Here is a 22135-nt window from a genome sequence, read left to right on the forward strand (position 1 = left end):
CTCACCATCGTGAGACGCTCCGCGTCGCATGCCGTTCTGGACGCTCTGCGTCCTCTTTAGAGCATGGGTGCGGCGCAGATTTGTGACGCGGAGCGTCACCCAAGGCATTCCTACGCTGGAGCGTAAGGAACGAGAGGTGTCTGGCAGAAACTCCGCGGATTATCGTGCGACGCTCCGCGTCGACATGCAGCTCTGGACGCTCTGCGTCCTCTTTAGAGCATGCGGTGCGACGCAGATTTGTGACGCGGAGCGTCACCCAAGGCATTCCTACGCTGGAGCGTAAGGAACGAGAGGTGTCTGGCAGAAACTCCGCGGATTATCGTGCGACGCTCCGCGTCGCATGCCGTTCTGGACGCTCTGCGTCCTCTTTAGAGCATGCGGTGCGGCGCAGATTTGTGACGCGGAGCGTCACCCAAGGCATTCCTACGCTGGAGCGTAAGGAACGAGAGGTGTCTGGCAGAAACTCCGCAGATTATCGTGCGACGCTCCGCGTCGCATGCCGTTCTGGACGCTATGCGTCCTCTTTAGAGCATGCGGTGCGGCGCAGATTTGTGCCGCGGAGCGTCACTCAAGGCATCACCACACTGGAGCATGAGGAACGATAGGTGTCTGGCAGAAACTCCGCGTCCGGTCCTGAATCGCTCAGTCGCTGTACAGCGCCTGAGTGCGGCGCAGGCGCATGCGGCTGCCGTTGAGGTGCAGGTACATCGCCGAGCGCGCTGCGTCGACGTTGCCTTCGGCGATGGCGTTGTAGATTTGCCGGTGTTCGGTGTTGATTCCGGCCAGGTAGGCGTTGCGATCGCTCTGCCCTGTGTAGGCCGAGTTCATCCGCGTGCGGGGAATCAGCTTGGTGCCCAGATGTTTCATGATATCGATCAGGTACGCATTGCCTGACGCCTTGGCGATCTTGAGGTGAAATTGAAAATCGGCATTGATGGTGGTTCCGGATTTCTGCGGACCTTCGAGCAGCGCATCGAACGCCCGCTTGAGCTCAAGCAACGCCTCAGGGCTGCGTCGTTGCGCAGCCAGCCCTGCTGCCTCGACTTCCAGGCTCAAGCGAAACTCCAGCAGATTCAGCACATCGGACAAGGTGGCGATGGTCGCAGGCCCTACCGAAAAACCTTCAGGCGGTGGCATGTCGAGAACAAAGGTACCGACGCCATGCCGGGTTTCCACCAGCCCCGCGGCCTGCATCCGCGACAGCGCATCGCGCACCACCGTGCGGCTGACACCCTCGGCTTCCATGATGTGGATCTCGGAAGGCAGTTTCTCGCCGCGCACCAGCACACCGTCACGCATGCGCTGGGCGAAGCGGTCGACCAGGGTTTCTGCCAGGCGTCGATGGTTCTTTTGCGAGGAAAGCGCGTTGTCCGACATTGCAGCCTCAGTTCTGTCCGATACGCGAGTATAGGCTGCGATCCCCACACAAAACACGCCTTGAGTACGGTTATACTCAGCCACCCGACACGGACCCGATCACCCGCCATGGAACAACCTTCCACATCAAAAGGCCGTCGCTCCAGCCTGACTCAGCAACTGGTCGCTGAGTTTTCGCGCAGAATTCGCGAAGGCGAGATCCAGAGCGGTGAAAAGCTTCCTACCGAACAGGTGATCATCCGTGAAACCGGGGTCAGCCGCACCGTGGTTCGTGAAGCGATGTCGCGTCTGCAAGCCGAAGGTCTGGTCGAAACCCGGCATGGCATCGGCACCTTCGTGGTCGATGCAGCGCAGCCAGGGAATTTCCAGCAGGTTGAACCGCCAATCGGCACACCCGGCGACGCGGTATCCATCATCGAGCTGCGCCTGAGCATCGAGCCGGAATCTGCCGCGCTGGCGGCTCAACGCCGCACGCCCGAGCAACTGGATGCCATCCGTCAGGCACTCGATGAGCTGCATCGCTGCGCGCGCCTGGGACACGACACCATGAAGGCCGACTTCGAGTTTCACCGGCAGATATCACTGTGCACCGCCAACAGCTTCTTTACCGACGTGATGAGCCAGCTCGGCAGCAGCATCCTGCCTCGTACCCGCAGCGGCTTCGGCAATATCGCATCGTTGTACGCAGAGGATGATCCGGGCATCCAGCAACGCGAACAGGAGACCATCTTCGACGCCATTGTCCATCAGGATCGGGATGCCGCCCGAGCCGCGATGCGCCTGCATCTGATCAACAGTCTGCTGCGCCTGCGCGCAAAGGATTAGCCACTAAAACGCTTATCGTTTACCATGCCGCCCGTCGGTTTCCGAGAGGAACTAACAGGGAATTCGCACGCTTTGTCTGCACAAGGCCAAAACGAAACTGCCCCCGCAACTGTAGGCATCGAGCCTGCTCCATGACTGCCACTGGATTCAGCTCCGGGAAGGCCGGAGCCCGGCGATGACATGCCAGTCAGGAGACCTGCCGACCTGCTTCAACCCACTAACCGGCGGGGTGTCCGGGAAGGACATCCGCACGCGGCGGCATTTTCCGTCGTGCCCGGTCATTTGCCGGGGATGTGTTTCCTGATGTGCATTGCGCCTTGGCACCTGCTCCAACGGAGACCGCATTTCATGTCGCTGCCCCGCCTTGCCGTACTTGCCGCCAGCCTGACGCTGTCCACCCTGACCCTCGCCGCCCCCACTCAGTATCCGCTGACGCTTGAAAACTGTGGTTCGACCCTGACGTTCGCGCATGCACCGACCAAGGCAGTGACCATTGGTCAGGCCGGCACTGAAATGCTCTACGAACTGGGCCTGGGCGACCGGCTGGTGGGCACGTCGCTGTGGTTCAACAACGTTTTGCCACGCTTCAAGGCGCAGAACGATAAGGTAGAACGTCTGGCCGACAACGACCCAAGCTTTGAAGCGGTGATTGGCAAACGTCCGGAACTGGTGGCGGTGCAGCTGGAGTGGATGGTCGGCAAACAGGGCGTGGTCGGCACACGCGAGCAGTTCCATGACCTGAAAATACCCACTTACATTCTGCCGTCCGATTGCGAAGGCAAAGATAATCTGGTCGGTGCCGACGGCACACGCCTGGAGCCGTTCCGCATCGAGACCATCTACAAGAGCATCGAGCAACTGGCGCAGATTTTCGATGTACAGGACCGCGGTGACACGCTGGTTGCCGACCTCAAGGCCCGCTTGAGCGCCGCGATTGCCAACGTCAAACAGAACAAGGCGAACGACGTCTCGGCGCTGTTCTGGTTTTCCAGTTCCGATCTCGCCAGCGACCCGTTCGTGGCAGGCCGCAAAGGCATCCCGGACTTCATGCTCAACAGCCTGGGCATGCGCAATATCGTCAAGTCCGACGAAGAATGGCCGACAGTGGGCTGGGAGACCATTGCCAAGGCCAATCCAAGCATTCTGGTGATTGCACGCATGGATCGCCGCCGCTTCCCGGCCGACGACTACCTGAAAAAGATCGAATTCCTCAAGAGCGACCCGGTGACGCGCAACATGGACGCAGTCAAGCATGACCGAATCGTGATCATCGACGCCGAAGGCATGCAGGCTGGTCTGCGCCTGTTTACCGGGTTCGAGGAACTGGCTGACGCCGCCAACCGTTTCAACGCTGCACAATGAGATTACAGGTAGCGCTGGGCCATGTGCTCTGGGTCTCGGCAGTGCTGGTGCTGGCGATCATGGTCGGCGCAGCAATTGGCGAAACCTCGATCAGCCTGAAGGTGGTTTTTCAGGTGCTGGCCAACAAACTCTGGGCTGCCGGCTATGTGCTCGACCCTATCGACGAAGGCATTGTCTGGAACTACCGGCTGACCCGCGCGATTGTTGCGGCAGCCTGCGGGGCCGGGCTGGCGATCTGTGGCGTGGTGTTGCAATCCTTGTTGCGCAACCCGCTGGCAGACCCGTATCTGCTGGGAATTTCCGCCGGGGCCTCGACCGGCGCGGTGCTGGTCGCCATTCTGGGCTTTGGTGCGGGGGCTATTTCGATGTCGGCAGGCGCTTTTGCCGGGGCCGTGGCGGCGTTTTCGCTGGTCGCCCTGCTGGCGCATTCGTCGCGAGGCACCACAGCAGCCGGACAGATCATTCTGGCCGGGATCGCCGGTTCACAGCTGTTCAATGCCCTGACCTCGTTTCTGATCACCAAATCCGCCAGCTCCGAACAGGCACGCGGCATCATGTTCTGGCTGCTGGGCAACCTCAGCGGCGTACGCTGGCACTCGGTATGGCTGGCAGTGCCGACGGTGCTGGTCGGTCTGCTGGTGTGCCTCTGGCACCGGCGAGCGCTGGACGCGTTCACCTTCGGCAGCGACTCGGCGGCGTCACTGGGGATTGCCGTGCGGCGCGTGCAGATCATCCTGATCGCGACCGCAGCCCTGGTCACCGCAGTGATGGTGTCAATCGTCGGCTCCATCGGTTTTGTCGGGCTGGTGATCCCGCACGCGGTGCGTATGCTGGTCGGTGTGCGCCATGCACGGCTGGTGCCGTTGAGTGCATTGAGCGGCGCACTGTTCCTGATCGCTGCCGACATCCTCTCGCGCACACTGATCAAGGGTCAGGCGCTGCCGATTGGCGTCATTACCGCGCTGATCGGCGCACCGGTCTTCGCTTTGATTCTTATCCGGGGCAATAGCACGCGATGAACGCCTTTCCTCATCTGGCCAACGCACCGGTGCTGGGCTGCACGGGGCTGGGTTATTCGGTGCGTGGCACTGCGCTGCTGCGCGACGTCGACTTGAGCATCGCAGCCGGCGAGACACTGGCCGTGGTCGGCCCTAACGGTTCAGGAAAATCCACCCTGCTGAAACTATTGGCCGGTATTCAGAAACCAGTCTGCGGTACGGTCAGACTGGGCGGGCAACCACTTGAGACAATGAGCCGCAGAGACGTAGCGCGCCTGCTGGCGGTGGTCGAACAACAAGCGGAAACCAGCGATGCCGTGACGGTTCTGGATGCCGTCGAGCTGGGCCGCACGCCCTGGCTGTCGGCACTCGAGCCGTGGAGTACCAACGATGACGCAATCGTTCGCCAGGCGTTGCAGGATGTGGACATGCTGCATATGCAGAAACGTGCCTGGCACACCCTGTCCGGTGGCGAGCGGCAGCGCGTGCACATCGCCAGGGCGCTGGCGCAACGACCCAGGATCCTTCTGCTGGACGAACCGACCAATCACCTGGATATCCAGCACCAACTGACCATTCTCGGTCTGGTCAGGGCTTTGCCGGTAACCACTGTGATAGCCCTGCACGATCTGAATCAGGCGCTGGATTGCGACCGCGTGGCGGTCATGGAGAAAGGCCGGCTGGTCGCACTGGGTGCGCCGGTCGAGGTGCTGACCCCGGAACGCCTGCTGAGCACCTTCGGCGTCGTGGCGCACTGGCTGACCGACCCTTTCGACGGCGCGAAAATCCTGCGTTTGCGCTCACACTGAAGAATCGCCGATGGTCAGCCGGTCGCCTGACGCACGCTTCAACAGGTGCGCCGCGCGGCCTGTAGCACTACGATGCGCGCTTTGCCCGCCGCAGGATCCCGTTGCCATGTCGTTACCCAAGCACCACCTGGAATTGCTCAGCCCTGCACGGGATGTAACCATTGCCCGTGAAGCCATCCTGCATGGCGCCGATGCGGTGTACATCGGCGGGCCGAGCTTTGGTGCGCGACACAACGCCTGCAACGAGGTCAGCGACATTGCCGAGCTGGTCAAATTCGCCCATCGCTATCACGCGCGGATCTTCACCACGATCAACACCATCCTGCATGACGACGAACTGGAACCAGCCCGCAAGCTGATTCACCAGCTCTACGACGCAGGCGTAGACGCGTTGATCGTGCAGGACCTCGGGGTGATGGAGATGGACATTCCGCCCATCGAGCTGCATGCCAGCACCCAGACCGACATCCGCACCCTGGGCCGGGCGAAGTTTCTCGATCAGGCCGGTTTCTCGCAACTGGTGCTGGCCCGCGAGCTGAACCTGCAGGAAATTCGTGACATCGCCCGTGAAACCGATGCTGCTATCGAGTTTTTCATTCATGGCGCGCTGTGCGTGGCGTTCTCCGGGCAGTGCAATATTTCCCATGCGCAAAACGGCCGCAGCGCCAACCGCGGCGATTGCTCGCAGGCTTGCCGTCTGCCCTACACGCTCAAGGATGATCAGGGCCGCGTCGTCGCGTTCGAAAAGCATCTGTTGTCGATGAAAGACAACAACCAGAGCGCCAACCTGCGCGATCTGGTGGACGCAGGCGTGCGCTCGTTCAAGATTGAAGGTCGCTACAAGGACGCAGGCTACGTCAAAAATATCACCGCTTATTACCGCCAGCGTCTGGACGAGATTCTCGAAGACCGTCCGGACCTCGCCCGCGCTTCCAGCGGCCGTACCGCGCACTTCTTCGTGCCCGACCCGGAGAAGACCTTTCACCGCGGCAGCACCGATTATTTCGTCAGTGACCGCAAGATCGACATCGGTGCGTTCGATACGCCGACGTTTACCGGTCTGGCAGTCGGCACCGTCGAAAAACTAGGCAAGCGTGACCTGATCGCCGTGACCCATGAGCCGCTGTCCAACGGTGACGGTCTCAACGTGCAGATAAAGCGTGAAGTGGTGGGCTTCCGTGCCAATATCGCCGAGCTCAAAGGCGAGTTCGAAGAAGACGGCCAGAAGCGCTGGCGCTACCGTGTAGAACCCAACGAGATGCCTGCGGCCCTGTCCCGTGTGCGCCCCAACCATCCGTTGAATCGCAACCTGGACCACAACTGGCAGCAGGCGCTGCTCAAGACCTCGGCCGAGCGCCGCATAGGTATTCAGTGGCAGGTTACCCTTCGTGAAGACCAACTGCGCCTGGAAGCCATCAGTGAAGAAGGTGTGAGCGTCGCGGTAAACCTTGACGGTCCGTTCGGCGCAGCCAACAAGCCCGAGCAGGCACTGGATCAGCTGCGCGATCTACTGACCCAGCTGGGCACCACGATCTACCATGCGCAGGACGTCAGGCTCGACGCGCCACAGGCGTTCTTCGTGCCCAACTCGCAGCTCAAGACCCTGCGCCGCGATGCCATCGAGGCGCTGACCGAAGCGCGCATCAAGGCGCATCCGCGCGGTGGCCGCAAGGCCGAAACCACCCCGCCGCCGGTGTACCCGGAGTCGCATTTGTCGTTTCTGGCCAACGTCTACAACCAGAAGGCCCGCGATTTCTACCATCGCCACGGCGTACAGTTGATCGACGCGGCCTACGAGGCCCACGAAGAAACCGGTGAAGTGCCAGTGATGATCACCAAACACTGCCTGCGTTTCTCGTTCAACCTGTGCCCGAAACAGGCCAAAGGCGTTACCGGCGTGCGCACCAAGGTCGCGCCCATGCAACTGGTGCAGGGTGATGAAGTGCTGACCCTGAAATTCGATTGCAAACCTTGCGAAATGCACGTGATCGGCAAAATGAAAGGTCACATTCTCGACCTGCCGTTGCCCGGCAGCGCTGCGGCTAAATCGGTGGTCGGCCACATTACTCCGGAAGACCTGCTCAAGACTGCGCGTCAGCGTTCTCCGCACTGATCGGTACGAGGGGGTTGGCGCCCTGCCAGCCCCCTTTCCTCTTCTGACAAAGCCCTCTTAAAGAACGCGCTCCATGTGGGTCGTGTTCCACACCGGATCGCTCTCCACATCGGTCACGGCAAAGCCCTGTTTCTCCCAGAAACGGATCGCGCCGGGCAGAAACGGATGAGTATGCAGGTACAAAACCTCTATGCCACCTGCCTCGGCATGGGCCCAGAGCGCCTGACATAAACGGCTGGCAAGCCCGTCGCCGCGAAACTCCGGCGTGACGAACAGGCGCACGATCTCAACGGTTCTGCGCCCGCGATAATCGAGCTGCGGGAAACGATGATCGAACGGCAGGTAGCCCACAGCCGCGATGATCTGCCCTTCACTGCGGGCGATCAGAAACTTGCCGTCCTCCCCGTCCAGATACACCTGCTCGAAACCGGCCAGATCGGGCGGAACGGTGACGGTGTCGAGCAAGGGAAAGATTCCGGCACGCGCACGCATGACGAAATCGACGGTGTGCGGGATCTCGGAGGGGTGTACCTCAGTAATAGTGATGTTCATGAGCACGGACTTATTGAGGGAATTGCAGGGTGATACAAATGTTACGCCAGAGATGGGCTTTTGGACGCACGGCTTAACTATAAAGCAGGCGGCGCGGCGCAGAATTGTGACGCGAAGCGTCACGACAGGCACTCCCACGCGGAGCGTGAGGAACGATATGTGCCTGGAGCGACTGGGGCGCCAAGAGGCAAAAACGCCGATTATCGTGAGCGGGCAATGCGGCGCACAGCTTTACAGCGCAAACCCTTCGATGCGCACCAATGCAAGGCAGGAAAAATCATGCGCCAGACACCTCGTAAACGCGGCACAGCCTTGCGGACATTGCCAATGCGCGTCTAAACCGCTGCAACCGCAAGCTGGCACACCCCCTGCATGATGTTGGATAACCCCACCATGAATGTGGTCGGGCCGCCCCGGTTGATCGACGTTGATCGCCAGTCTCGCAGAGACCAGAGGGCCACATGGGTGCATCCGGCAACGTGGCTTGATGGCATCCCCGAACACCCAATAAGAGAACAGGCAAAGGCGCCTGGAACCGAAAGGTTCCGGGCGCTTTTTTTTTGCTTCAAAAAACCTGATTGGCCTCGGCCGGGACTTGCTATGAACACCACAGTCTTCCCCATGAACGATGTAAAAACCCTGATCGTCGTCGGTAATGGCATGGTCGGGCACCATTGCGTCGAGCAGTTGATCGCAGGCGGCGCACTGGAGCGTTATCGCATCCATGTATTTGGCGAAGAAGCACAGCGTGCCTACGACCGCGTGCATTTGTCCGAATACTTTACCGGCCGCGATGCCGAGTCGCTGGCCATGAGTGAAATGTCTGTCTACGAACAACCTGGCCTGACGCTGCACCTGGGCGTACCGGTGCTGGAGATTGATCGTGATCGTCATGAAATCATCACCGCCGAAGGCTGCTTCAGCTACGACAAGCTGATCCTGGCTACCGGCTCCTTCCCGTTCGTACCGCCGATCGAGGGCGCACAGGGCAACTCGCGGCTGGTCTATCGCACGCTTGAGGATCTGGACACCATTCGCTACGCCGCGTCGAAAGCTCGCCGTGGCGTGGTAGTCGGCGGTGGTCTGCTCGGGCTTGAAGCGGCCAATGCACTGAAATCGCTTGGTCTGGAAGCCCATGTTGTCGAGTTCGCCCCGCGCTTGATGCCGGTGCAACTGGACGAGCACGGCGGGGCTGCCTTGAAAGCGCGTATCGAAGCGCTGGGCGTTGGCGTACACCTGTCGCGCGCCACGCAATCGATCAGCGACGGCAAGCAATACCGCTATCGCATGAACTTCGCCAATGACGAATTTCTGGAAACCGATCTGATCGTGTTCTCTGCCGGTATCCGCCCGCAGGACGCGCTGGCTCGCCAGTGTGAACTGGAACTCGGCCCGCGTGGCGGTATTGCAATCGACGAGCACTGTCGCACCAGTGACGCCGATATCTATGCAATCGGCGAGTGCGCGGCCTGGAACGGCAGTGTATTCGGCCTGGTGGCACCCGGTTATCAAATGGCCCGTGGCGTGGCAGCACAGTTGTGCGAAAAGGACACTGAGCCGTTCTTCGGGGCCGACATGTCCACCAAGCTCAAGCTGTTGGGCGTGGATGTCGGCTCCATTGGTGATGCGCACGGTGCACTGGCCGGGGCCGTCAGTTATCGCTTCATTGACGAAGCCACCGCCAGCTATCGCCGGCTGGTGGTGTCGGCAGATGGCAAGCAAGTGCTCGGCGCGGTGCTGGTCGGCGACAACAGTTATTACGACACCCTGCTGCAATACGCCCAGAACGGCATCACCCTGCCCGCCGACCCGTCCAGCCTGATCCTGCCGCGTGGGGAAGGCGCGCCGACGCTGGGTGCCGATGCCCTGCCCGCCACCGCGACCATCTGTTCCTGCCATAACGTCAGCAAGGGCTCTATCTGTTCGGCAATCGACAATGGCTGCACCGACCTCGCCGGGGTCAAGGCCTGCACCAAAGCAGCCACCGGTTGTGGTGGCTGCACTGCGCTGCTCAAGCAGGTGTTCGAACATGAGTTGATGGCGCGCGGCGTGGCGGTCGACAAAAGCCTCTGCGAACACTTCGCCTATACCCGCCAGGAGTTGTACTCGATGGTCCGCGTCGAAGGTATCGAGACCTTTGACGAACTGCTGACTCGCCATGGCAAAGGCGCGCATGGCTGCGACATCTGCAAGCCTGCGGTCGGCTCGATTCTCGCTTCGTGCTGGAACCGCCCGATCACCGAACCTTCGCTGGTCCCACTGCAGGACACCAACGACACCTTCATGGCCAACATGCAGAAAAACGGCACCTACTCGGTGGTACCGCGTATTCCCGGTGGCGAAATCACCCCTGACGGCCTGATCGCGATTGGTGCCGTGGCCAAGAAGTACGACTTGTACACCAAGATCACCGGCGGCCAGCGTATCGACCTGTTCGGCGCGCAACTGCATGAACTGCCAGACATCTGGAGTGAGTTGATTGAGGCGGGATTCGAGACCGGGCATGCCTACGGCAAATCGACCCGGACGGTGAAGTCCTGCGTCGGCAGCACCTGGTGCCGCTATGGCGTGCAGGACAGCGTCGCCATGGCACTGCGTATCGAGGACCGTTACAAGGGGCTGCGCTCGCCGCACAAACTCAAGTTCGCCGTATCCGGCTGCACCCGCGAATGCGCCGAAGCGCAGAGCAAGGACGTCGGCGTAATTGCCACCGAGAACGGCTGGAACCTGTACCTGTGCGGCAACGGCGGCATGCGTCCGCGCCACGCCGAGCTGTTCGCCACCGACCTGGATGACGAAACCCTGATTCGCTACATCGACCGTTTCCTGATGCTCTACATCCGCACTGCCGACAAGCTGCAACGTACCTCGGTCTGGAGGGAATCACTCGAAGGCGGCCTCGACTACCTCAAGGCGGTGATTGTCGATGACAGCCTGGGGCTGGCCGCAGAGCTGGAGTCGCAGATGCAACTGGTGGTCGACCGCTATGAATGCGAATGGGCCAATGCCCTCAAGGACCCGGAGAAGCTCAAGCGCTTCCGCACCTTCGTCAATGACGGACGTGGCGACCCGGACGTGCATTTCGTCAAGGAGCGCGCCCAGCGTCGTCCGGCAAAACCCGAAGAGCTGGCCCTTATCCCGTTGTTCAAGGAGGTGGTGTAATGAATTCGTCCAACACCGTATTGGCGGGCGAAAACGCCCATTCTGCACTGCAACTGCACTGGCATGCCCTGTGCGGACGCAAGGATCTGGTCGCCAACTCCGGCGTGGTAGCGTGGCTGGACGGCGCGCAGGTAGCGCTGTTCTATCTGCCTGAAACCCCTGAGGGCGAACAGCTTTTTGCCATCGACAACCGCGACCCCAAGTCCGGTGCCAATGTGATCGGTCGCGGATTGATTGGCCATATTGCTGGCGAGCTGGTGATTGCCTCGCCGTTGTACAAGCAGCATTTTCGCCTGCACGACGGTAGTTGCATCGAGTACCCGGAGCAACGCCTGGAGGTCTGGCCGGTACGGCTTAACGGAGATCAGGTAGAGATTGCCGTCTAGCTGATAACAATAGAGCCAGACAACCTGGTCGCTGACGGACCAGGCTGTTGCGTGGGATGAATGACGGGCTATTGCAGCTCGGACACCAGCGCTTTGTTGAAGCCCTGTGGATCTTCCATCTGCGGGGCATGCCCCTTGCCTTTGAACTCCACCAGCCTGGCACCAGGGATCATCTGCGCCACCTGCTTGCCCAATACCTTGTAATTGCCGATCTTCGCCTTGACCTCAGGCGGTGCAATGTCGCTGCCGATGGCGGTGGTATCGGCATCGCCGATCATCAACACGGTCGGCACCTGCAGCCTGGGAAACTCGTAGAACACCGGCTGGGTGAAAATCATGTCGTAGATCAGCGCCGAGTTCCAGGCAACGATCTTATGACCCGGCCCCTTGTTCAGGCCCGCCAGCATGTCGACCCACTTGTCGTATTCAGGCTTCCAGCGCCCGTCGTAGTAGGTCTTCTGCTCGTAGGCGCGAATGCCTTCGGCGGTGGTTTTCAGTTCGCGCTCATACCACTGATCGACGCTGCGGTAAGGCACGCCAAGGGCCTTCCAGTCTTCCAGACCGATCGGATTGACCATCACCAGCTTCTCGGTCTGTTTCGGGTACATGAGCGCGTAACGCGTGGCCAGCATGCCGCCGGTGGAATGGCCGACCACCGACACCTTGTCGATACCCAGCTTTTCAAGCAGCGCGTGGGTGTTCATCGACAACTGCTGGAAGCTGTATTGATAGTGCGCAGGTTTGGTCGAGGTGCAAAAACCGATCTGATCAGGCGCAACAACGCGATAGCCCGCGGCACTCAGCCCCTCGATAGTGTCTTCCCAGGTCGCGGCGCAGAAGTTCTTGCCATGCATCAGCACCGCGGTGCGGCCATTGGCCTTGCCGGTGGGTGCGACATCCATGTAACCCATTTCCAGCGCCTGGCCCTGGGACTGAAAACTGAATTTCTGCAACGCGTGGGGGTAAGTGAAACCTTCCAGTTGCTGGCCGTAACCGGGCGTTTCAGCCAGTGCAGCGCCTGACAGCGTCAACGACATCAACATGCCGGCAATCTTTGCAGCCCGCATAAGGGGCACCTCCTGTAGCCTGTGGATAGGGGTCGAAATCTGCAGCCGCTTCCACGTTAAACCGCAGACCTGCAAGTAGACCTTGTTTCCCGCTACAGATTCGCCCCTTTCCTGCCTGCAGAACCGTAAGCAGACGTTTCATCATGCCAGCCCTACGGCGGCAAAACGCTGGACGCCCCCCGCCACGCTTGCCTAGACTGAGCCGTCGGTTACAGGCCGTCATGGTCAGCCAGGTCTGATGCCAAGGAACAGCAATGAATCGAAATGAACTGCGCAAGGCCGACATCAACCTGATGGTGGTCTTCGAGACATTAATGCAGGAGCGTAACGTCACCCGGGCAGCCGAAAAGCTGTTTCTCGGCCAACCCACGATAAGCGCCGCACTGAATCGCCTGCGCAACCTGCTCAATGACCCGTTGTTCATCCGCGTGGGGCATCGTATGGAGCCGACCGCGCGTGCCCATGAAATTCTCAAGCACCTGACGCCAGCGCTGGATGCCATGTCTACCGCGCTGAGCCTGACCACCGATTTTGATCCTTCGGTCAGCAAGATGACGTTTCGCATCGGCCTGACCGACGACGTCGAATTCGGCCTGTTTCCCGCCATGCTCAAGGCCATCCGCGAGGAGGCGCCTGGCGTGGTGATCGTAGTCAAGCACGTCGACTACCTGAATATCTCCGAAGTGCTGATGTCCGGAGACATCACCGTCGGCGTCTGCCTGACCCGTGAGCTGCCGGCCAATGCCAAACGCAAGACGCTGCGCAACGTGCAGCCACGGCTGGTGCGCGCCGACAAACCACACGGCCCGATGAGCATCGACGAATATTGTTCACGACCTCATGTGGTGGTGTCGCACGTGGCCAGCATCAGCAGCTTTGCCGATGAGTGGCTGACCGCACTGGGTCGCAAGCGTCAGGTCGTGTTGTCAGTGCCGCAGTTCGCCACCCTGCCCGCACTGATGGCTGGCACCGACATGATTTCGGGCCTGTCCGACTACGCGGCCAAGGCCATGAGCGCATTGGGTTTGCTGTATGACGAGCCGTTGCCCTTCCCCACGCCGGGGCTGGACCTGTCGATGACGTGGCTGAGTGTGATGGACAGCGACCCTGCCGAGCGTTGGCTGCGCAGCAGGATCGAGGAATTCATGGGCGAGCGCCAGGAAGCGGCCGCCCTGGCCGGTTGATCAGCCGAAACGACCGGTAATGTAGTCTTCGGTCTGGGTCTTGGAAGGCTTGGTGAAGATGGTGTCGGTGTCGCCGTGCTCGATCAGTTCACCCATGAACATAAAGGCGGTGTAGTCGGAGCAACGCGCCGCCTGCTGCATGTTGTGGGTCACGATGATCACGGTGAACTGCTCCTTGAGTTCAGTGATCAGCTGTTCGATACGCCCGGTCGAAATCGGGTCAAGTGCCGAAGTGGGCTCATCGAGCAGCAGGACCTGAGGACGCAGCGCGATGGTCCGGGCGATGCACAGACGCTGCTGCTGACCACCGGACAGACCGGTTGCGCTCTGCTTGAGTTTGTCCTTGACCTCATCCCACAACGCCGCGCCACGCAGGGCCTGCTCGACGCGATCTTCCATTTCCCGACGCGACAGTTTTTCGTGATGCTTGATGGCGTAGGAAATGTTGTCGTAGATCGACATCGGAAACGGCACCGGCTTCTGGAACACCATGCCCACATGACTGCGCAGGCGGTTCATCGAGTAGCCAGGCGCCAGGATGTTTTCGCCATTGAGCAGCACTTCGCCGCGCGCTTCCTGTTTCGGGTACATCGCGTAGATACGGTTGAAAACGCGCAGCAGGGTCGATTTACCGCAACCCGACGGGCCGATGATCGCAGTGATGCGCTTCTCGGGGATGGTCATGTCGATGGACTTCAACGACTTCTGGTTGTTGTAGAAAAACTCCAGACCGCGCACTTGGATCTTGGTCTTTTCGTTGGCCAGGGAAAGGTTGTTCATCAGGACGCCCTATTGCGCAGAAGAATTAAGCGAGACAGCAGACTCAGTATCAGTACGAACAACGTCATGACCAGCGCACCGGCCCATGCCAGGGAGTGCCAATCATCGAACGGGCTCATGGCGTACTGGAAAACCACCACCGGAACACTGGCGATTGGTTTGAGCAGATCACTGCTCCAGAACTGGTTGCCGAAAGCGGTGAACAGCAGCGGCGCGGTTTCGCCGGTGATACGTGCCAATGCCAGCAATACGCCGGTAACCACACCCGCCTTGGCCGCACGCAGAACGATTTGCAGGGTCAGCTTCCATTGCGGCACACCCAACGCCAGCGCGGCTTCACGCATGGTCGAGGGTTGCAGTTGCATCATTTCGTCAGTGGTACGCACCACCACCGGGATGACCAGCAATGCCAGAGCCAGTGCACCGGCAATCGCCGAAAAGCCCACCTGATGGCCTGTCACTGCGTTGAGCGGCAGTACCACAACGGTATAAACGAACAGGCCGAGTACGATGGAAGGTGCCGAAAGCAGGATGTCGTTGATGAAGCGTACTGCGTTACCCAGCTTGGTGTAGCGGGCAAACTCGGCCAGCCAGATACCGGCCATCAAGCCGATTGGTGTACCGATCAACAGGCCTATGCCAGACATCAGCACGCTGCCGTAGAACGCGTTGGCCAGGCCACCCTCGGTGCCAGGTGGCGGGGTCATGCCGGTGAACAACTGCAGGTTTAGCGCATCGATACCCTTGATGATAGTGGTCAGCAGAATCCACACCAGCCACAGCAGGCCAAAGGCAGTGGCACCACAGCTGAGCACCATCGCAATCTTGTTCTTGATGCTGCGAACCCGATACAGGCTCTCGCTGCCTGTCACATCCTTACTCATAACCCCTCCTTACGCGAAAGGCGCGACAGCATCAGACGTGCAAGGGCCAGCACGATGAAGGTGACCACAAACAACAGGAAGCCAAGGGCGATCAGTGCCGAACGGTGCAAGTCGGTATAGGCCTCGTTGAACTCGTTGGCGATCACCGAAGCAATGGAACTGCTCGGCATCATCAGCGATGCAGAGAACTGATGGGCGTTGCCCAGTACAAAGGTGACCGCCATGGTTTCGCCGAGCGCGCGTCCCAACCCGAGGAACACACCACCGACCACTGCCGAACGGGTGTAAGGCAGCACGATGTCCCAGACCACTTCCCAGGTCGTGCCGCCCAGTGCGTAGGCTGACTCTTTGAGGGCCACGGGCACGGTACGGAAGACTTCCTGCATCACCGAGGTAATGAACGGCGTGATCATGATCGCCAGCACGATACCGGCGGTCAGCATGCCGATACCCAGCGGCGGGCCCTGAAACATCGGACCGATCAGCGGCAGTGCGCCGAGGTTTTCGGTGATCCAGGGTGACAGGTGTTCAGCCATGAACGGGCCAAAGACAAACAGCCCCCACATGCCGTAGATGATCGAAGGGATACCGGCCAACAGCTCGATGGCCGAGGCAATCGGCATGCGCAGCCAAGGCGGAGCCACTTCGGTCAGAAAGATTGCAATGCCGAAACTCACCGGTACGGCGATCAGCAAAGCCAGAAAAGAGGTAACCAGGGTGCCGTAGATCGGAACCAGTGCGCCGAACTTGCCGGCGTTCACGTCCCACTCGGTGCTGGTCAGAAAGCCAAACCCGAAAGTCTGGAATGCCAGACTGCCGCCCCACAGGGTCGACAAGGCAATACAACCCAGCAAAGCAAGCACCAGCATGGCTGCGGCTTGCAATGAACGCTTGAACCACAGGTCATGACGATGATCCCGTTTGGCGCGCTTCTCGCCCTCGGACTCACCAGCGGAGACGTTAGCGGACAGGTATTGGGTGTTTTCAGTCATGTTGAGGCCACTCGCAAGGAAAAGCCCCTGTCACCGAGCCGATATCGCGGCTGATGACAGGGGTGGTACGGGTTGAATCACTTACTTGGTGAATTCCGTTTTCCAGTAGCTTTCCACGCGTTCAACCAGCGATTTCGGCAATGCTACATATTCCAGTTTCTCGGCTTGTTTCTGGCCGTTTTCCAGGGACCATTTGAAGAAGTCGAAAGCGGCTGCGCTTTTCTCTTCGTTCTTGGCTTTCTTGTACATGATGATCCAGGTGGTCGCGGTGATCGGCCATGCAGCCTCACCCGGCGCGTTGGTCATGATCAGGTTGAAGTCTTTGGCGCTCGCCCAGTCGGCAGTATCAGCAGCGGCAGCAAAAGCCTTGGCGTCTGGCTTGATGAATTTGCCGGCAGCGTTTTTCAACTGGGTGTAAGACAACTTGTTGGTCGTTGCGTAGGAGTACTCAACGTAACCGATCGAACCCTTGATCTGTTTCACGTAGGCAGAAACACCTTCGTTACCCTTGCCGCCCACACCGGCTGGCCACTGCACGGTCGAACCGAACTTCAGCTTCTCGTTCCACTCCGGGCTGACTTTGCTCAGGTAGTTGGTGAAGTTGTAAGTGGTACCCGAACCGTCCGAGCGGTGAACAACAGTGATCGCAGTATCAGGCAGCTTCACGCCCGAGTTCAGGGCAGTGATTGCCGGGTCGTTCCACTTCTTGATGTCGCCCATGAAGATCTTGGCGATAGTTGGGCCGTCCAGCTTCAGCTCGCCACTTTCAACGCCTTCAACGTTGACGATCGGCACGATACCGCCGATGACGCTTGGGAATTGACCCAGGCCGCCAGCCTGCAGGTCCTCAGCGGACATAGGGGCGTCGGATGCACCGAAGTCAACAGTCGCTGCCTTGATCTGGGCAATACCGCCGCCCGAACCGATGGACTGATAGTTGATACGGTTATCCTTGGTTTTGCTGTAGTCCTGGGACCACGCTGAAATAACCGGGTAGACGAAACTCGAACCAGCACCTGTGACATCAGTCGCATGGGCCACACCGCTGAGGCACAGCGAAGCGATCAGAAGCGACAAGCGTTTTTTAGTCAGCAGTATCACGGTAATACCTCAGTCCAGGAGATTGTGTGGTGGCCCAGTTAAGGAGGCCCGAGGCGGATTTAAAACCTGAAATGTTGCTGTTTCATGACAATCCAACGAATCGTGTCAGCGAAGGAACTTTTTTGTAGGCGATTTCCTACGCTGCCGACGTTGAAAAAACCCGTAGAGCCCAATGTTTACGGCGAAATCATGCCCCACAGCGCTAAATAGCTTTGTGCCACCTTTAGATAGATAGCCAAACGCCAGCTGCGTTATAAAAATGTAAGAAAGTATGATTTTAAGAATCGTTGGGGATGACCGAACGGTCACGTTATAGCTAAATCAACTTAAAAATGTTCCATTAGCGCTCATCACATCTATGCAAACCAGCGAATGCAAAAGGTTTGAAACCGCCGACGCAAGGAGTCGGCATTGGTGGGAGCGTGTCGCACGAAGCTACCGTTCGTCGGGTTCAACGGCACCTATGGCCACTGGCCAATGACCAATATACGTACGTTAAAGAACTACTTTAAAACAACGGAGTAAGCATTATGATCAAGACTAAACTGACTGCCCTCACCCTGGCAGGCCTGATGGCCGTCGCTTCGGGTGCAGCTTTTGCCGAATCGACGACCAGCTCTGAAACGCCGATCAACAAGAATGCGACCAAGCTGCCGGGCACTAACACCCAGCCGATGGACCGCACCTCTTCCGAAACTCCTGGCGCGCAAACAGACAGCAAAAAAGCGGCTGCCGAAAAGTCGATGAAACATGACAAGGGCGCGCATGGCACGCACGACAAGAGCAACGTTACTGAAAAAACCAAGACTCAGTAATCAAGCTTCTGACGCGGGCAGGACAACAGGCTCTGCTCGCGTGTCAGTGACAGCCCCGTAACACCGTTCTACCCCATTGCATTCACGGAGGTCGCAGCATGATCAGGAATAGATTGGGGGCATTAGGCCTTGCAGCACTGCTGGCGCTCTCGTGCGCAAGCGCATTCGCAGGCTCTACAGGCCCGACGAACCCGGTAGGCGACGGTCCGAAAGTACCCGGCACCGGAGCGGAAAAGAACGTGGACGGAACCAGTCCCGGCGCGCCAGGCACAAGCCCCGGCGCCAAAGGCATGGACCCGCTGCCCGGAAAGAACGGCAGTGCGGCTGACAAGCCTCATGACTCGAAACAACCGCATGACGCCAATCATCAAGACAGTCAGGATGAACACAAAGCGCCTTGATGGCAGGCCAGCTCTTCAGTGACGTCGGCAGCATGTTCAGTTGCCCACTGCACATAACACACCTCCACCGGCATACCATGCTCGGCGCAGAAATCCAGCCAGCGCAGTTGGTTGTCCTGGAGACGATCCCCTGGTCCCTTGACCTCTATCATTCGATAGCGCCGTTGCTCCGGGAAGAACTGGATCAAGTCCGGCATTCCGGTCCGGTTGGCTTTTACATCCTGCAACAGACGACGAAACCAGTGACGCAGGTGCTCGGCAGGCAGGCAGTGCAGTGCCTGCTCCAATAGCTGCGGCGTCAACGCAGCCCAGAATACGAAGGGTGATTGCAGGCCGAATTTGCTTTGAAAATGCTCGCGAATGGTCGCCAGATATTCACCTGACTCCAGTTGCATCAGGCAGGCATCGAACAATGCCGCTCTGCGCTGATAGAAATCCGGGCTGTACAGGTCGCTGGGCGCACTGTGAAACGGGTGAAAGAATGCGCCCGGCAAGGGCGCGAAAATGGCCTTCCAGCACAGCAGACCAAACAGGGAATTGACCAGCGCATTCTCGACGTAATGCACTTCCCCACCCTGCTCTTGTTCAAGGTGCTGGCGTATCAGACGCTCGACACTTATTCCCGATATTGGCGTGATTTGAACGTCCAGCCGCGCAATGGCCTGCACGGTGCGCTTGCGCGCGCCCGTCAGGCCGAGCTTGCGTTGCAGCCGTGGCAGGACGCGTGACAGGTGCTGGACCTCGGCATCACTTTCAGGAGCCAGACGGGCCTGTTCCGCCAGCGTCAGCGCCGCGGTGTACTCGGCGTTGCGCTCCAGCACGCGGATTTGCCTTGAACGCGCACCGGGATAGCTGGACTGACGGTACACCGCCATCGCCAGAGGCCAGTCCTGCAGGCGCTCGGCCTGTTGCCCGATACGAAACAGCAGTTTGGCGCGGCGCATATGCAACCACGCATTACCGCACTGGACCGAGATGACCCGCTCGGCCAGCGCATGCAGCTCGACGCAGGTTTCCAGCGCCTCTCGGCAGGCATGCAATTGCAGGCACACATCGATGTCAGCGCGCTGATTGATGACGCGCGACAGCACCGAGAACTCGACCTTTTCGTAGCGGTAGATGCCCAGATCAGCCAGCACGAACTCCGACCACTCCTGATACAGATTGCCGAAGTACAACAATCGCAGGCGGTCACAGAGCGGCATGATATTCAGGCCGAACACGGCGTCAGACAATGTCGGGTGCCATTGCTCAAGTGCCTGCGGCGCTTCATACAGCGGCTGCAAGCGCTCCAGCCATGCCTGCTTGCGCTCTGGCCCCTTGACCGCATGGGCTTTGAAGCAATGGGTCAGCTCGTCCCGGCGCAGCAGCTGGAACAGTTCGCTCAAACCCAGTGGCGGACTGGCGGCGACCCACCCCCGCTCCAGCAGCGGCTGCACCGCCTCATGGGGATCGCCGATCTCGACGTAACTCAGTTTGCTGGCCCGAAACAACACGCCCTTGCGCATCACCATGCGCACCAACAGGCCTTGGGCACACACGGGCACCTCGGCAAACTCGCTGATGAAGCGCCGCTCGGATGCGTCGAGCAGGTCGTCGTAGCGCCGGGCAATCCAGGCAAGGACCTGCCGGAAGTTTTCCAGGTAATAAAACGGATTGTCGAGAGGTGCAGTATTCAAGGCCAGCGTTCACATGACGAATGAGCAGACTGGGCAAGGATACTGGTTATCCGTACAGATTCCAGCGCAAACACCTGCCAAGCGCCGGTCGGCCGATCAATGGCATGTATCGCGGCCAGACAGTCGGCCTTAGAATCAGCCGGATAACATCTGTAGTCGAGAGCCGGATATGCAAGCGCCACTGATTTATCTCGCAGGCTTCGACGTGTTCCGGCCCGACGCCGTCGAGTACGGACGCTACCTCAAGGCATTGTGCTCGGCACACGGGCTTGAAGGTTTGTACCCCTTTGACAATGAAGTGACCCTCGGGCGCACGCCGCACGAAACTGCGCAGCAGATTTACTCGATGAATGTCGCGATGATTCACCGCTGCGCTGCCGTACTGGTCAACCTGAATGTGTTTCGCGGTCTGGAGCCGGATTCGGGCAGCGCATTTGAGGTCGGTTTGGCGGTGGCATTGAACAAGCCCGTTTGGGCGTACTTTGAGCCGGTGACCTCGTTGCGCGAACTGGTTCCTCATGATAAACACGGGTTTGATCGCGACGGCTTCATGGTTGAGGACTTCGACTTGCCCCGCAACCTGATGCTCGCCTGTAGCTGGGCGGGTACCAGCTCTACCGTGGAGCTGGGTGCCGAGGCACTGGCAAGGTACCTGAGTGGCTTAAAGGTCATGCCCGGCGAGTAGCTGAACGCACGCGCTCAACCCCACCCCAGAAAGTCCCCACCGTTGTCACGCAGCATCTGCAACATGCCCTCTGCCGCTGGCGACAGGTAGCCGCCCTTGCGCAGGGTCACGCCGATGGTGCGTTTGAGAGTGGTCTGTTCCAGTGGCACTTCACGCAGGTGCTGCATGGTCTTGCCAAACTCCAGCGACTCGCGGGCGATGAAGCTCAGCAGGTTGCTTTGGGCAATCAAGCCTGGCAACAGGGAGATCGAGTTCGCCTCGATCTGCACTGTCGGCAGCGGCAGGCCGTTGGCAGCAAAGGTCGCGTCCAGCCACTTGCGTGATGAAACGCTGACCGGCGGCAGTACCCAGCGATACGCGCAGAGGTCACTCATCTTCAATGAGGTCTTGAAGATCGGGTGTTTTTTGCTGGCGACCACCACGGCTTCGTCCCTGAGTATGGCAAAGCTGGTGACGTCTTCGCTGTCGGGTGCCAGTGCGCAGATGATCATGTCCAGTTGCCCTGAACGCAGCGACTCGCGCAACAGGTCATCCTGGCCTATCACCAGCTTGAAGGTTACATCCGGCGTACGCTGCAACAAGGCCGAGGTCAGTTTCGGCATCAGGTATTCCGCCATCGTCGCGGCGCAGCCGACGCGAATGTTGCCCACCATGCCACTGGCGAAATCCCGTACCTCCCGTTGGGTCTGGGCAATGCTCTGCTGCAGTTCCTTGCCGCGGGCCTGCAACAGCTCACCCACCGGGGTCAGCTTGATGCGTCGACCGTCACGCTGAAACAGCCGAGTTCCGAATGATTCCTCTAGCCGCTGAATGCTTTTTGTCAGCGCGGGCTGACTGCGATTGAGCTTTTCTGCGGCTCGCCCGAGGTGGCCCAGTTCGGCAATGGTTTCAAAATAAGTCAGATCGCGCAGGTCCATATCTATCAACCAAAGTTATAAATTCATGATTATTAGAAAATAGACT

General features: G+C 59.5%; 20 protein-coding genes and 1 riboswitch. Of the genes, 11 read left to right on the forward strand and 9 right to left on the reverse strand.

The genetic code is table 11. The annotated features are described in order from the left end of the window. Window positions 1-642 precede the first annotated feature (642 nt). Entirely contained in the window at window positions 643-1377 is a 735-nt protein-coding gene (locus KP808_RS14860) for a FadR/GntR family transcriptional regulator (protein ID WP_005755744.1), read from the reverse strand. A gap of 108 nt (window positions 1378-1485) precedes the next feature. Here KP808_RS14860 and KP808_RS14865 point away from each other — a divergent pair, with 108 nt between their 5' ends. The 5 genes from KP808_RS14865 to KP808_RS14885 all read left to right on the forward strand — a co-directional run bounded on the left by KP808_RS14865 (window position 1486) and on the right by KP808_RS14885 (window position 7484). Next, window positions 1486-2202, forward strand: a complete 717-nt coding sequence (locus KP808_RS14865) for a FadR/GntR family transcriptional regulator (protein ID WP_219169350.1) — start codon at window positions 1486-1488, stop codon at window positions 2200-2202. Between the two features lie 18 nt (window positions 2203-2220). Continuing rightward, a riboswitch (cobalamin riboswitch) is annotated at window positions 2221-2420 on the forward strand. Window positions 2421-2550: 130 nt separating this feature from the next. Further along, window positions 2551-3564, forward strand: a complete 1014-nt coding sequence (locus KP808_RS14870) for an ABC transporter substrate-binding protein (RefSeq protein WP_005731962.1) — start codon at window positions 2551-2553, stop codon at window positions 3562-3564. Then, window positions 3561-4583, forward strand: a complete 1023-nt coding sequence (locus KP808_RS14875) for a FecCD family ABC transporter permease (RefSeq protein ID WP_016981376.1) — start codon at window positions 3561-3563, stop codon at window positions 4581-4583. The genes KP808_RS14870 and KP808_RS14875 overlap by 4 nt, the downstream gene beginning before the upstream one ends. Beyond that, entirely contained in the window at window positions 4580-5371 is a 792-nt protein-coding gene (locus KP808_RS14880; RefSeq protein WP_122258117.1) for an ABC transporter ATP-binding protein, read from the forward strand. The genes KP808_RS14875 and KP808_RS14880 overlap by 4 nt, the downstream gene beginning before the upstream one ends. Before the next feature lie 106 nt (window positions 5372-5477). Next, the gene (locus KP808_RS14885) at window positions 5478-7484 is read left to right on the forward strand and encodes a peptidase U32 family protein (protein WP_058402551.1); all 2007 of its coding nucleotides are present in this window, start codon (window positions 5478-5480) and stop codon (window positions 7482-7484) included. Between the two features lie 57 nt (window positions 7485-7541). Here KP808_RS14885 and KP808_RS14890 read toward each other — a convergent pair whose 3' ends face one another. After that, window positions 7542-8036, reverse strand: a complete 495-nt coding sequence (locus KP808_RS14890; RefSeq protein WP_005780121.1) for a GNAT family N-acetyltransferase — start codon at window positions 8034-8036, stop codon at window positions 7542-7544. Window positions 8037-8636: 600 nt separating this feature from the next. On the opposite strand from KP808_RS14890, the gene nirB reads away from it, so the two are divergent. Both nirB and nirD read left to right on the forward strand, forming a co-directional pair. Further along, complete coding sequence (gene nirB / locus KP808_RS14895; protein WP_122258980.1) at window positions 8637-11198, forward strand: nitrite reductase large subunit NirB; 2562 nt, start codon at window positions 8637-8639, stop codon at window positions 11196-11198. Continuing rightward, a complete protein-coding gene (gene nirD / locus KP808_RS14900) occupies window positions 11198-11584 on the forward strand; it encodes a nitrite reductase small subunit NirD (protein ID WP_002553915.1) in 387 nt (128 codons plus the stop codon). Before nirB ends, nirD begins: the two co-directional genes overlap by 1 nt. Before the next feature lie 68 nt (window positions 11585-11652). Here nirD and KP808_RS14905 read toward each other — a convergent pair whose 3' ends face one another. Further along, entirely contained in the window at window positions 11653-12651 is a 999-nt protein-coding gene (locus tag KP808_RS14905) for an alpha/beta fold hydrolase (RefSeq protein ID WP_058400444.1), read from the reverse strand. Window positions 12652-12905: 254 nt separating this feature from the next. On the opposite strand from KP808_RS14905, the gene KP808_RS14910 reads away from it, so the two are divergent. Further along, a complete protein-coding gene (locus KP808_RS14910; protein ID WP_230016411.1) occupies window positions 12906-13835 on the forward strand; it encodes a LysR family transcriptional regulator in 930 nt (309 codons plus the stop codon). On the opposite strand, the gene pstB is transcribed toward KP808_RS14910, so the two are convergent. The 4 genes from pstB to pstS all read right to left on the reverse strand — a co-directional run bounded on the left by pstB (window position 13836) and on the right by pstS (window position 17592). Next, entirely contained in the window at window positions 13836-14615 is a 780-nt protein-coding gene (gene pstB / locus KP808_RS14915) for a phosphate ABC transporter ATP-binding protein PstB (protein WP_002553918.1), read from the reverse strand. Next, entirely contained in the window at window positions 14615-15499 is an 885-nt protein-coding gene (pstA, locus tag KP808_RS14920; RefSeq protein WP_002553919.1) for a phosphate ABC transporter permease PstA, read from the reverse strand. Before pstA ends, pstB begins: the two co-directional genes overlap by 1 nt. Further along, complete coding sequence (pstC, locus tag KP808_RS14925; RefSeq protein ID WP_003371940.1) at window positions 15496-16491, reverse strand: phosphate ABC transporter permease subunit PstC; 996 nt, start codon at window positions 16489-16491, stop codon at window positions 15496-15498. Before pstC ends, pstA begins: the two co-directional genes overlap by 4 nt. Window positions 16492-16572: 81 nt before the next feature. Further along, complete coding sequence (gene pstS, locus KP808_RS14930) at window positions 16573-17592, reverse strand: phosphate ABC transporter substrate-binding protein PstS (protein ID WP_002553921.1); 1020 nt, start codon at window positions 17590-17592, stop codon at window positions 16573-16575. A gap of 530 nt (window positions 17593-18122) precedes the next feature. Between pstS and KP808_RS14935 the strand changes: the two genes are divergently transcribed. Continuing rightward, window positions 18123-18407, forward strand: coding sequence for a hypothetical protein (locus tag KP808_RS14935; protein WP_058407768.1), 285 nt, complete (start codon window positions 18123-18125; stop codon window positions 18405-18407). Window positions 18408-18505: 98 nt separating this feature from the next. Further along, window positions 18506-18808: a hypothetical protein gene (locus KP808_RS14940; RefSeq protein ID WP_230016412.1), complete on the forward strand. Its 303-nt coding sequence runs from the start codon at window positions 18506-18508 to the stop codon at window positions 18806-18808. Here KP808_RS14940 and KP808_RS14945 read toward each other — a convergent pair. Next, a complete protein-coding gene (locus KP808_RS14945; protein WP_230016413.1) occupies window positions 18784-20487 on the reverse strand; it encodes a VRR-NUC domain-containing protein in 1704 nt (567 codons plus the stop codon). The genes KP808_RS14940 and KP808_RS14945 overlap by 25 nt on opposite strands. Before the next feature lie 169 nt (window positions 20488-20656). On the opposite strand from KP808_RS14945, the gene KP808_RS14950 reads away from it, so the two are divergent. Continuing rightward, the gene (locus tag KP808_RS14950; protein ID WP_230016414.1) at window positions 20657-21172 is read left to right on the forward strand and encodes a nucleoside 2-deoxyribosyltransferase; all 516 of its coding nucleotides are present in this window, start codon (window positions 20657-20659) and stop codon (window positions 21170-21172) included. A 14-nt stretch (window positions 21173-21186) separates the two neighbouring features. On the opposite strand, the gene KP808_RS14955 is transcribed toward KP808_RS14950, so the two are convergent. Beyond that, a complete protein-coding gene (locus KP808_RS14955; RefSeq protein WP_004665637.1) occupies window positions 21187-22089 on the reverse strand; it encodes a LysR family transcriptional regulator in 903 nt (300 codons plus the stop codon). Window positions 22090-22135: the final 46 nt, after the last annotated feature.

It is taken from the genome of Pseudomonas savastanoi, assembly GCF_020917325.1.
Taxonomy (GTDB): Bacteria; Pseudomonadota; Gammaproteobacteria; order Pseudomonadales; family Pseudomonadaceae; genus Aquipseudomonas; species Aquipseudomonas amygdali.